Annotated in this window: 9 protein-coding genes; 4 read left to right on the plus strand and 5 right to left on the minus strand. The window is 38.7% G+C overall.

What is annotated here, in order from left to right:
* Positions 1–160: 160 nt before the first annotated feature.
* The gene (locus tag KO505_RS03510) at positions 161–1,819 is read right to left on the minus strand and encodes a methyl-accepting chemotaxis protein (protein ID WP_216054065.1); all 1,659 of its coding nucleotides are present in this window, start codon (positions 1,817–1,819) and stop codon (positions 161–163) included.
* Between the two features lie 329 nt (positions 1,820–2,148).
* Here KO505_RS03510 and KO505_RS03515 point away from each other — a divergent pair, with 329 nt between their 5' ends.
* The gene (locus KO505_RS03515; RefSeq protein WP_216054066.1) at positions 2,149–2,757 is read left to right on the plus strand and encodes a MarC family protein; all 609 of its coding nucleotides are present in this window, start codon (positions 2,149–2,151) and stop codon (positions 2,755–2,757) included.
* Between the two features lie 54 nt (positions 2,758–2,811).
* Here the strand turns inward: KO505_RS03515 and glpQ are convergent, their stop codons facing one another.
* The 3 genes from glpQ to KO505_RS03530 all read right to left on the minus strand — a co-directional run bounded on the left by glpQ (position 2,812) and on the right by KO505_RS03530 (position 7,364).
* Entirely contained in the window at positions 2,812–3,891 is a 1,080-nt protein-coding gene (glpQ, locus tag KO505_RS03520; RefSeq protein ID WP_216054067.1) for a glycerophosphodiester phosphodiesterase, read from the minus strand.
* A gap of 152 nt (positions 3,892–4,043) precedes the next feature.
* A complete protein-coding gene (locus KO505_RS03525) occupies positions 4,044–6,266 on the minus strand; it encodes a malate synthase G (RefSeq protein WP_252731627.1) in 2,223 nt (740 codons plus the stop codon).
* 165 nt (positions 6,267–6,431) lie between these two features.
* Positions 6,432–7,364, minus strand: a complete 933-nt coding sequence (locus KO505_RS03530; RefSeq protein ID WP_216054068.1) for a LysR family transcriptional regulator — start codon at positions 7,362–7,364, stop codon at positions 6,432–6,434.
* 171 nt (positions 7,365–7,535) lie between these two features.
* Between KO505_RS03530 and KO505_RS03535 the strand changes: the two genes are divergently transcribed.
* From KO505_RS03535 to KO505_RS03545, 3 genes are all read left to right on the plus strand, one after another.
* On the plus strand, positions 7,536–9,131 hold the full coding sequence (locus KO505_RS03535) for an isocitrate lyase (protein WP_216054069.1): 1,596 nt from the start codon (positions 7,536–7,538) through the stop codon (positions 9,129–9,131).
* Between the two features lie 235 nt (positions 9,132–9,366).
* Entirely contained in the window at positions 9,367–10,716 is a 1,350-nt protein-coding gene (locus KO505_RS03540) for an alkaline phosphatase (protein WP_216054070.1), read from the plus strand.
* Positions 10,717–10,916: 200 nt separating this feature from the next.
* Positions 10,917–12,215, plus strand: coding sequence for a hypothetical protein (locus tag KO505_RS03545; RefSeq protein WP_216054071.1), 1,299 nt, complete (start codon positions 10,917–10,919; stop codon positions 12,213–12,215).
* Between the two features lie 73 nt (positions 12,216–12,288).
* On the opposite strand, the gene thpR is transcribed toward KO505_RS03545, so the two are convergent.
* Positions 12,289–12,831, minus strand: coding sequence for an RNA 2',3'-cyclic phosphodiesterase (gene thpR, locus KO505_RS03550; RefSeq protein WP_216054072.1), 543 nt, complete (start codon positions 12,829–12,831; stop codon positions 12,289–12,291).
* Between the last annotated feature and the right edge of the window lie 52 nt (positions 12,832–12,883).

The following is a 12,883-nucleotide window of genomic DNA, read 5'->3' on the forward strand; positions in this document are numbered from 1 at the left end:
CGTATTTTAGGACGAGACACTGTAAGAAGACTATACTTGTAACTAACTGTTTATATTTGATTTTTAAATAAATTGCAGTGGTTCGTAATTACGATTACTTTATATGCAGGCACGATACTATGATCCAGTTATCGGGCGTTGTAATTAATCTTTGCCCCATTTACGTTCTATATTGTCCCACCAGTTTTGACATATCTAGTGCAACATCATTAAGTTGTTTGCTAATAGCCGTTGCCTCAGCGGTGCCATCTGCGGTTTCTTGTGCAACAGCAACTATCTGATGGACGTTTTGATTGATAGTCTCAGATACCATAGTTTGTTCTTCTGCTGCGGTTGCGATTTGACTGTTCATGTCATTGATTGTCGTAACTGAATGGCGTATGGCTTTTAACGCAGAATCAACTCTTTCAGCTTCAGTAACTGTGTGCATACATTTTTCATTTATTTCTGTTATGGCAAGCACAGCTTCATCGGTTCCACCTTGTAGTTTGATGATCATGCGCTGAATTTCTTCTGTGCTGCTCGCTGTTCGTGCTGCTAAGGTTCTTACTTCATCCGCAACTACAGAGAAACCTCTGCCTTGTTCACCGGCTCTGGCTGCTTCAATTGCGGCATTGAGGGCAAGTAGATTGGTTTGTTCTGCTATGCCTCGTATAACTTCTATGACGCCACCAATATTTTTAGATTCCTCACCTAAGTTACCGATAACTTCAACACCAATATTGACCTGATCACCTAGACCGTTAATTACTTCAATGGCACCATCTAATATTTTAGATGCGTCAGTTACTTGGTCTTCAGCTTCATGGGCTGCTCTTGCGGCATTACTCGCACTTTTGGCAACGTCTAAAGCCGTGGCTGACATTTCATTCATGGCGGTGGCCACTTGGTCACTCTCAGAGTGCTGGCGTTGAACGCCAGACTCTGCTTGGTCCATTAGTTGGGTCAGCTTGACACTTGAGTTTGATAAGATTTGAGTAGAGCCATTAATCTGTTTGACCATATCGGCTATTTTGGTGGCAAATAAGTTAAAGGCGGCAGAAAGCGCGCCTAGTTCATGACCTTTAGATTCATCTAATCGTTTGGTTAAATCACCATCACCGTTGGCAATTTCATCTAAGGCACTCACTGCGTGGTTAATTGGCTTAGTAATGGTTTGCACTAACTTTATCGAAATAGCTGACATGATCACTAATAACACTATCGCTAAACTGATTATTTTAAAAATACTGGCTGAGAGCATTTCTTGATTTTCAGCTTTTAACACGGCTAAAGTTTGTTCTAATTCATCAATGTAGAAGCCAGTTGCGATAATCCAGTTTGTGCCAGGGATCATTACCGCTTCTGCTAGTTTTGGTGATGGTTGACTGGAGTTCGGTTTAGGCCAAGTATATTCAACATAGCCGCCACCGTTTTGTGCTTGTTCGATATATTCTTTAACTAAATATCGACCCTGTGGACTTTTAGAGTTTAAAAAGTTTTTCCCTTCACGTTCAGGACTGTCGGCACTAACAACTTGATTTCCTTTAGTGTCGTAAACAAAAAAGTAATTACTACCTTGTTGGTATCTTAAGTTTCTTAGAATCGTTTTTTTGGCTTCATCCGATTTGGCATTTGCAACGGAAGTAATCGCTAATTCAATAAAGGAGTCGAGTTGGGCTTTTTTCTCAGCAAATAAAGAGATTTGTAATTGCTCTTGGTTCTTTTCACTCATTTGTTCTGACTGTGACGTTGCCAAAAAAGTGATTGCAATTGCGGTGAGTACTAAAGGTAGTAAGGCTACCGATAATACTTTAAATTTAATTGATCTATTTGCCATGTGGATTTACCTATCGTCATAACTATTACACTTTATCGGATAAATATAGTTAATCTTTAATCAATAGTTAATAAATTTAAGGTATGAATATGTAGCATTTAGTATTTGTCTATATGGTATTAAGTAATTGTCTATAAAGGCTTTTTGTTTGTAAGGTGAGCCTGAGTTTGAACGATTTACAATATCAAGTGTTGATTTTTATTCCTGCATAATAATACTCATTTTAGCATTAACAATTAGGTCGCCATTCTTAGTTGCGGTAGTATGCTTGTTGGTTGTAAATAATAATTCATTAAAATCAATACGATATGAATTAGATGGGAGGTTCCATGATTGACTTAATAGCGACATTTATTTTCTTTTTTGCCGTAATAGACCCAATTGGTACTGTGCCTGTTTTTATTGCTGTCACTCAACAACATGATGCTAAAACGAGAAGACGTATTGCACTGTTAGCCACTTTAGCGTCTGCGATTATTTTGTTGTTTTTTGTGGTTGCCGGGGAATTTATATTAACGGCGATGAAGATCCCATTACCCGCGTTTCAAATTGCGGGTGGCATTGTTTTATTCTTATTTGCCCTTTCTATGATTTTTGGTGAAAGCAAGCCTGAACAAGAAGTTAAGTTGGCGAGTAGTGGCAATGAAACTGCCGTATTCCCTTTAGCAGTGCCTTCTATTGCAGGGCCTGGTGCAATGTTAGCCGCGGTACTACTTACCGAGAATTCACGTTATAACTTGTGGGAACAGGCGCAAACGGTTTTTGTCATGTTATCGGTATTGTTCGTGGTTTATATATTAATGCTGACAGCCAGCTGGGTTCATAAATTTGTCGGTGACAGTGGTGCAAGCGTTATAAGTCGAATAATGGGACTTATCCTGGCGTCTGTTGCTACCAGCAATGTATTAACAGGTATTAAAGATTATTTTCTGTTGTAAGTGAGCAACAATAACAAAACCAGCATAGGCTGGTTTTGTTTTATTTAAATTCGGTTAATGACGCTTGTCTTTGTTTTTTTGTAAGAACTGTACTGCTTTATCTGGAAAGTCAGTAAAAATGCCATCTACGCCAATATCATAATAATAAATATGTAAAAGCTCATCAAAGTCTTGGACATACTTTGGAATGCGATTTATATCTGCTCTAAATGTGTAAGGATGTACGACTAACCCTGCTTGATGTGCTGCTTCTAACAATCCATTGGATTTAGGTTTTTGTTGGTTCATCTTGGTATTAATTAACATGGGTTTCCATGGGCCAATGCCATTGGCATAAGTGGCAATCTTTTCCATCGCATTAGTTTCTAACATCCAATCGTAATTGTAAGGGGTCGAGGTGCCATTATGATAAACCAAAGTTTCTTGCCAACTTGTCATCGCAATTAGTTGAACTAATTTCAGCTCCATATTTAACTTGGGCATTAAATGCTGTTTGATCCTTTGTAGTTCGGTTGGATCAAAACTTTGTACAAAAATTTTGTTATCAAGGTTATCGTAGCCAAAACGTTTTAATTCGTTTAACACCGCCAGACTGATGTCTTTACCTTGTTGTAAATGAAAGGCTGGAGATTTTATTTCTGGATAAATACCAACCTGTTTGCCGGTACTTTTATTTAAACCTTGGATCATCTCAATTTCGTCGGCCAAAGTGTGCACGGTAAATTTTGATTTCCATAACGGAAAGCGATTGGGGTAGATCGCTTCTTGTTTGCCATTTTTAACAACAAACCCTTCAGTCATTAACAAGGATTGAATTTCAGCTAAAGTAAAATCGATAGCGTAATAACGGCCGTCAGAGCGTTTTTTATTTGGGTATACTTCTGCCACATTGGTCACGCGGTCAAGATAATGGTCATGCAAAATAAGCAGTTGATCGTCTTTACTCATGACAACATCTTGTTCTATATAATCAGCCCCCATCGCATAAGCCATCGCTTTGGCAGCCATGCTATGTTCAGGGAGATAACCGCTAGCACCTCGATGTGCGATAACCAATTTGTCGTTAACACTATTGTGCTGAGAAAATACAGAAAAACAGAAACAACAAAGTAAGAGAATAGTGATGATTTTCATGGCAAGTTTGAGCTTATTAACAATATAAATACTGACTTTATTCTACTTATGTTGCAGCGATATTAAACCGGTTTATTTAGACAAAAAAATACCTCCAATCGTGGAGGTATATTCGTTAAGTTAGGTCTTGATTTTCCAAAGCAATCTCTAGTTTATGCACTCTGTAATTGACGCTCTGCTAGTTGACGCTTTTTCAGTAGTCTATAGTGGTGTAACAGAGGTTCTGTATATCCACTTGGTTGCTCAACGCCTTTGATTATCAAGTCTCTTGCGGCTTGGAACGCTAAAGAGTTATCAACATTAGATGTCATGTTTTCATATAATGGGTCGGATTCGTTTTGTTTATCTACAACCGCAGCCATACGAACGAGTACTTCGTCCACTTGTTGTTCTGTACATACACCTTGATGTAACCAATTAGCTATATGTTGGCTAGAGATACGGCACGTTGCTCTATCTTCCATTAAACCTACATTGTTGATATCCGGCACTTTTGAACACCCAACGCCTTGGTCAACCCAACGTACCACATAACCTAAAATACCCTGCGCGTTATTTTCTAACTCTTTAGTGATCTTTTCTTGGCTCAAATCACATTCGTCATTAATCAGAGGGATAGCCAAAATAGTATCGATATCTGATGTTATGTTATGCATTAATTGTTGTTGAATATCACTGACATTAACTTGGTGATAATGCATTACATGTAAGGTTGCAGCTGTTGGTGATGGTACCCATGCGGTGTTTGCCCCCGCTTGAGGATGGCCAATTTTAACTTGCATCATTTGCGACATTTGATCCGGTATCGGCCACATGCCTTTACCTATTTGCGCTTTTCCTTTAAAACCTGTGTTAAGTCCAACGGCAACATTGGATTCTTCGTAAGCGTGGATCCATGGCTTTGCTTTTAATTCTGCTTTTGGTGCAAATACTCCGGCATCTAAACTGGTATGAATTTCATCACCGGTGCGATCTAGGAAACCGGTGTTGATAAAGACCACTCGGTGTTTCGCTTGTTCTACGCATGCTTTTAAGTTGAGAGACGTTCTACGCTCTTCATCCATAATGCCCATTTTAATGGTGTGACGTGGTAAAGATAAAATATCCTCAACCTTGTCAAATAGTGTATTCGTAAAGGCCACTTCATCCGCACCGTGCATTTTAGGTTTTACAATATAAATTGACCCTTTTTTAGAATTTTTTATGGCTGCCGTTGACGTTTTTAACAGGTCAATTTTTCCTATTGCTGACGTCATAATTGCGTCTAAAATACCTTCAGGGATCTCTTTGCCATTAACCAAAATTGCAGGGTTTGTCATTAAGTGACCAACGTTACGTACAAACATCAATGCTCGGCCTGTTAAACTTGTTGGCACGCCACTTGGCGTTAGAAATTCAACGTTATCCGCTAAAGTACGGGTAAATTGTTTGCCATTTTTATTAACAGTTTCTGTTAAGTTTCCTTGCATCAAACCAAGCCAGTTACGATATACAATGCATTTGTCTTCCGCATCAACAGCCGCTACTGAGTCTTCACAATCCATAATCGTGGTTAAGGCAGACTCTAACGTAATATCTTTAATGTGAGCTTTGTCGGTTTTGCCAATGGGGTGGTTACCATCAATATTAATAATGATATGCAGCTTATTGTGTCGCAAAATAATATCAGTTGGGGCGTTAATATCACCACGGTAACCAACAAATTGTGATGTATGCGCTAATCTGGTATCCCCTGAAGTTGTGGCAATAATAAGCTGAGCATTATCAATTCTAAAACCTGTAATATCGTTAAAATCAGCATCTAACAATGGCGTATGTGCGTTTAAAAAGTTGCGACCGTATTGAACCACTTTTTGCCCACGTATTGGGTTGTAGTTAACTTGTATTTCAGCGCCACTTTCTGAGCTAATGACGTCGGTGCCATAGAGTGCATCATATAGACTACCCCAACGAGAATTGGCGGCATTGATGGCGTATCTTGCATTCATAACAGGCACAACAAGTTGTGGGCCAGCCATAACTGAAATTTCGTCATCGACGTTTGTACTGGTGATCTCGAAGTCTTCTGGTTGCGGTCTTAAATAGCCAATATCAACCAAAAACTGTTTATAATGGTTAGCGTCCAAGTTTGTTTTTGTTTGATCCTGCGCTTTATGATAATCGTTGATTTGTTGCTGTAGCGTTTCTCTGGTTTTCAGCATGGCCTGATTAATTGGCATTAACTCTTTTGTAAGTGTTTCAACATCATTCCAAAAGTTTTCTGTATTGAGATCAATTTTCTCTAACACCTGAGTATTAATAAAGTTATACAACTCGGCATCTATAGATAATTTCCCAGACTTTACGTGTTCTCTACCTTGCACCATGTTATTCATAACCGCTCTCAAACTTATATTGATGTTTATTAATGTTGTCAGTGTAAAGTTAAATACCAAAATTCATCTAGTTTTGTTTTTGTATAACCATCATAGATTATGTGAATAATAGGGGGTAGGTCATCTGTATTTTTATTTTTAATAGATTTAAAACAGTGGCTTAGGCTATTTATTACCAACATCAACAATCAAGCGGCGTAACCAAATATGCCCCGCATCATGATGTAATAAAGGTGACCAAGCCATTTTTAATGCAATAGGTGGTATATCAAATGGTGGCTCTAGTACTTTTACATTGTCATTGTCGGCATACAACTCGGTCGCTTTGGTCGGTAGTGTAGCAATTAAGCCTTGTTCTTTGGCTAACCACATGGCCATATGGTAATGACGGGTGAAGACGCGAATATTACGCTTTTTGCCTAACTTATCGAGTTCTACATCAACCCAACCTAACTTCTGAACCTCATTGGGATCAATGCCTACACCCACACCAAAGCCAGTTTTACTGACCCAAACATGTTGATGATCCAGGTAACTTTCCAAGTCAAAGTTGGGCAAGCAAGGGTGGTCTTTGTTCACCATACAGCTGAAAGTGTCGTACCAAATTACTTTTTGATGAAACGACATAGGTAATTCGTCAAAGCGGTTAATCGCCATGTCAACTTTACCTAATTCAACGTCATGAAAACTGACGTCAGATGGGGTTACAATATCTAATGTAACACTGGGCGCTTTAGTTCTTAACTCCCCTAGAACCCTTGCGAGTAAGGTGGTTTCGGCATAATCACTGGCCATGATCCTAAAGGTTCGGCTTGAACTGATGGGTTCAAATTCAGTTTCAGGTTGTATGGTGGCTTCAAGTTTGGCTAATACTTCACGTACTACAGGTTGTAGTTGTAACGCACGTGCTGTAGGCATCATGCCTTCGGATGTTCTCACTAAAATAGGATCTGAGAACAGATCTCTAAGTCTTTTTAAGCCATTACTCATCGCCGGTTGGGTAATAGAAAGTTGGTCAGCAGAACGAGTTACGTTTTTCTCTCGTAATAATACATCTAGATATACCAATAAATTGAGATCTATCTTACTAATATTCATTTTGTGAATCCTATGTATGCGATTTATCTATTTGGTGAATCTTAGTATGTTCCCGTAGAGTTGTCATCAACAGATTGGCACCGGCTAATAAAACTTAACAACATAAGTGCAGTCAGCGGTCAGTTATTTAATTACAACAATTATTATTAGAGACAAAAAGAGGGTATCAATATGTCAGCATATACAAATGAGATTGAATTATTAGAAGCAATACGTGCATCTCGTGGTGCAAGCTGGGATGCAATTAGCCCTGAATATGCAGCAAGAATGCGTGCTCAAAATAAATTTAAAACGGGTTTAGATATTGCTAAATATACAGCCGGTATTATGCGCAATGACATGGACCGCTATGACGCAGACTCAACGCAATATACTCAATCGTTAGGTTGTTGGCATGGATTTATCGGTCAGCAGAAAATGATCTCTATTAAGAAACATTTTAACAGTACTGACCGTCGTTACTTATACCTTTCAGGTTGGATGGTTGCGGCGTTACGTTCTGAATTTGGTCCGTTACCTGACCAATCAATGCATGAAAAAACGTCAGTAGCGAGTTTGGTTAGTGAATTATATACCTTCTTACGTCAAGCAGACGCTCGTGAACTTGGTGGTTTATTCCGTCAACTTGATGATGCAAGAGAAGCTGGTGATAAAGTTACTGAGAAAAAAGTACAAAATGAAATCGACAATCATCAAACCCATGTAGTGCCAATTATTGCAGATATTGACGCTGGTTTTGGTAACGCGGAAGCCACTTACTTAATGGCAAAACAGATGATTGAAGCCGGAGCTTGTTGTATTCAAATTGAAAACCAAGTTTCTGACGAAAAACAATGTGGTCACCAAGACGGTAAAGTAACGGTGCCACATGAAGATTTCTTAGCAAAAATTCGCGCTGTACGTTACGCGTTTTTAGAATTGGGTATAGATGATGGTGTTATTGTTGCTCGTACCGATTCATTAGGTGCAGGTCTAACGAAACAAATCGCGGTGACCAATGAACCTGGCGACTTAGGCGACCAATACAATAGCTTCTTGGATTGTGAAGAAGTAGCAGCCAATGATTTACAAAATGGTGATGTGATCATCAATCGCGAAGGTAAACTATTACGCCCTAAACGTTTACCGTCTAACTTGTTCCAATTCCGTCAAGGTACTGGTGAAGATAGATGTGTATTAGATTGTATTACGTCATTACAAAACGGTGCAGACTTATTGTGGATAGAAACTGAAAAACCACATGTTGGCCAAATTGGTGGCATGGTTAACCGTATTCGTGAAGTGGTACCAAACGCTAAGCTTGTTTATAACAACAGTCCATCATTCAACTGGACATTAAACTTCCGTCAGCAAATATTTGATTTGTATGTTGAAGCGGGTAAAGACGTATCAAGTTACAACCGTGATGACCTAATGAATGTTGAATATGATGGAACTGAGTTGGCGATTGAAGCGGATGAAAAAATTCGTACATTCCAAGCCGACAGTGCACGTGAAGCGGGTATTTTCCATCACTTAATCACATTACCTACTTACCATACGGCTGCATTGTCAACTGACAACTTGGCTAAAGAATACTTTGGTGAACAAGGCATGTTAGGTTACGTTAAAAATGTTCAACGTCAGGAAATCCGTCAAGGTATCGCCTGTGTTAAACATCAAAACATGGCGGGTTCTGACATGGGTGATGATCACAAAGAATACTTTGCTGGTGAAGCTGCGTTAAAAGCCGGTGGCAAAGACAATACAATGAATCAGTTTGGTTAATTGAGGAAGTAATAAAGGTTAGTCGTTCCCAACTGCTAATATTTATTTGAAAATTTAAAACCGCCTTTATAGGCGGTTTTGCTTTTTCTAGCGTTTAAAATTCAGGAAATATGACAATTTTATGCATTAAATACGTTATATTAAATTTTTGTGATTCATACGTATGTGATTGATTAGTTTCAATGGTTATGAGATTTTTGCTAAAGAAATATATACCACGAGTCTGGAATCTAATATGAAACTCACTAAGCTTTTCACATTTATATCTACGTCAATACTATTAACCGCATGTTCGACCCAAGAAGTCGCTGATAACAAAACAGAAAAGCTACCAAAAAATATCATATATATGATAGGTGATGGCATGAGCATGGCGCATTTAACTGCGTATCGTCATTATGTTAATAGCTCTGAACAGCATGTAGGGTTAGGGAATAAAGTAGTGCCACAAACGGTATTTGATAAATACTTTGTGGGTGTTGCTAGTACTTTACCTGATGATGACACTCTAGTGACTGACTCGGCCAGTAGTGCAACCGCATTGGCATCGGGAGAGAAAACCTATAACGGAGCTATTGGCTTAGATAACGATAAAAGTACGTTAACTTCAATTTTGGAACATGCAAAAACCAAAGGCATGTTAACTGGCACAATTAGCACATCTCAAATTACACATGCGACGCCTGCTAGCTTCTTGGCCCATAACGAAAGTCGTAATAATCAAAATGAAATAGCCGACGCAATCTTAGATCAACACATAAACAACAAGGTTAAAGCCGACTTATTACTTGGTGGCGGGACCGATTACTTTATCCGTGACGACAGAAACTTAGTTGACGAGTTTAAGCAGCTTGGTTTTAGCTACTATTCCGAGCTATCGCAATTAAACAAAATGACGCAATTACCAGTATTAGGTTTGTTTGCACCTAAAGGGTTACCGTATGCGATAGATTCGCAAGATAATCCAAACCGTTTATTGGCTATGACAAAACCGGCATTAAGCTTATTAAATAAAAACAATCCAAATGGTTTCTTTTTAATGATCGAAGGCAGTCAAATTGATTGGTGTTCGCATAGCAATGATATTGCTTGTGCCATGCAAGAAATGGAAGATTTTGCACAAACCTTATCTGCTGTGATTGAGTTTGCCAAAAAAGACGGTAACACCTTAGTGGTTTTAACCGCAGATCATGGCACGGGTGGTTTATCGGTAGGCGCCAATAAACAATATAAGTGGTTACCAAATGTCGTTCACAAAGTAAAAGCATCGGCAGGGGAATTAGTTAAAAGCATTTTCGCTAGCAAAAATATTGCAAAGACTTGGTTAGATTCAACGGGATTTGAGCTTACAAGTGAGCAGCTAACTTTAGTTAAAGAGTTAAAAGCTCAAGATAAATCTAAAGAGTTATACGGTCAGGTAATGAAGCTAATAAATGATCAATCATTTACCGGCTGGACGACAACCGGACATGTTGGTGATGATGTAGCGGTTATCGCGTACGGACCGCAATCCAATAAATTTGTCGGTGCCCAAGATAATACAGATTTAGCTAAAAAGTTATTGTCGTACATTAAAACTAAATAGCGTTAACTGTTTTTATAATAAATAAGGCAATGACGTACTGAATGAGTCATTGCCTTTTTTGATTTTTTACACTGGCTGTGTAATCGCTACCTGATGTTGATAGGCAAATTAGACATTAATTAATATTGAACTAAGCTGCTTAAATATCAGTATCTAACTCATACATTTAGTTTCATTAAAACCCATTCAAGGACGATTCCATGCCTACACTCAATAAGCTTTTATTTTTCTGTTTTATTTATCTTCCTCTATTAGTGTCTAGCCACTCTAGTTATGCCAAAGCTTTGAAATTTGAACTTTCATCTGAAGTTACCAATGGTATTTATCAATTAGCGCAGCCAGAACGTAGTGCTGCCGGACAAACTCAAAAGTTACAATTGGAGTTTGGTGAACTGAATGGTCAAACTATGTTAGCCGCAGCCAGTTGCCCAAGATGCCCCGCGGCAGGTTATCGTTTGCTCGAAGTTGAAAGTGAAGAATTAGGCCGCCCTGTGTTTTTTAATACTATGGGTATTTACGTATTCGCTTATGACGCAACAACCTTTGTTACAGTAATGGCTGATGGGCCACTAGGAAAAAAGATTTGGAAAAACTTAGCTTACGCAAATGTGTATAACAAACAAGGAACTGCAGGCATTAATTTAGAAGAAGGCAAACAGTTTGTCATTGCAGAAGCAAAACGCTTAATGACAGGTGAGGGTATCGCAAAAAGTGAAGTCACAGGCGGAAACGGAACTTATTACGCGGCAGCTGTGCAAACCATTGGTAGTGGTCAGTATGATCAAATAGACGTGGTGATATACCCACAAGAAAAGATTGTATTAACAGGCATGAACTGCAGAAGTTGCAGCCATGACACTTATAACTTTGAAAGTGAACTAAGCCAAGCCGTCGGAAAAAATGTGTATGAAATGGGCTACATGGGACGTTTTATAATTGAACAAAAAACTGGTGAGCTGTGGTGGACAAATGCAAAGTTGGGCAAGGCTGAATGGGGTAAAAATAGTAACTTTAATGTAATTACCCAAGACAAAAACTTTGCTAGAAAATTATTAATCGATAAAACACTACAGAATAATATAGATCAAACGTTAGCGGGGTTCGCCACCAAGTCAAAAAGCGCGGTAGATGCTCGTTATAATCAACAAGACTTACAACGCACAGCAAATAACAAATTACCAACAAAGGGAATGCAAGATAATTCATTAGACGAAGACTCGTTCATCGCTGCTACTGCGTGGGCAAACTCTTACGGTTGGAAAGAAACCTTAATGTACACTTATATCACTAGCCGTGATTGGCGCATTTTAAGACATCCATTAACCGGTATACAAACCGGTCGTCGCATTTCGGGCGTGATCACTATGAAGCGAGATGATGGGTTATGCAGTTACCAAGGTGCTGTATTTGAACAGGCATATAACGGCACTGACTATCAGAAAACGGTGATGGTTGGCGTTGTTCCGGGACAAAACAAATTAGACTGCAGTAAATTATAAGTGATTTTAGTTTGCGCAAGCGTAATTCAATCGAACGTTTGGATTACGATTGCGCACTTAGTCTTATTTTGACTCAAAAAGGATTTAAGCTAAAACTCATTCGTTTTGGGTAGTGTGGTGGTTTGCCTTGTTGTGAACTTGATACCGACTCAAACAAATGAAACTCATCAAAATTCAACTCTAATTTTGGTGGCTCAGACGTTATTGGAATTAATTCTGCGTGTTTGCGGTTTAACGTTATATGCGGCCGATAAACGTCATGTGGGCTAGGTAAATCAAGTTTGCCATTTATTGCCAAACACTGTTGCGCAAGCTGTTGTAGTGTAGGTGTTAACTCAACCCCTAAATACAATATCTTAGCTTTGTTAAACACCCCTAGTTGATTGGTTTGCGTATTAACCGTCTTAGTGGAGATCTGGTCTAGTAAGGCTTCTAACTGCTCTAGTTTATTATGTTTTACCTGACCTAAAAACGACAAGGTTATATGAAAATTCTCAACAGGAACTGGTTTGTCAGAGAGCCCAAACATTTGTTTATCACGCCAGTTAGCAATTGCTAACTTATCTGCAACTGATAAATCCAAACCAATAAAATATCGTGATTGATTTTTTTGCATTTTGACACCTCTTGTTTTCCAGACTTTATAATTTCAAGCATTCAAGCATTCA

The sequence above is a fragment of the Psychrosphaera sp. F3M07 genome, assembly GCF_018860345.1.
GTDB lineage: Bacteria > Pseudomonadota > Gammaproteobacteria > Enterobacterales > Alteromonadaceae > Psychrosphaera > Psychrosphaera aquimarina.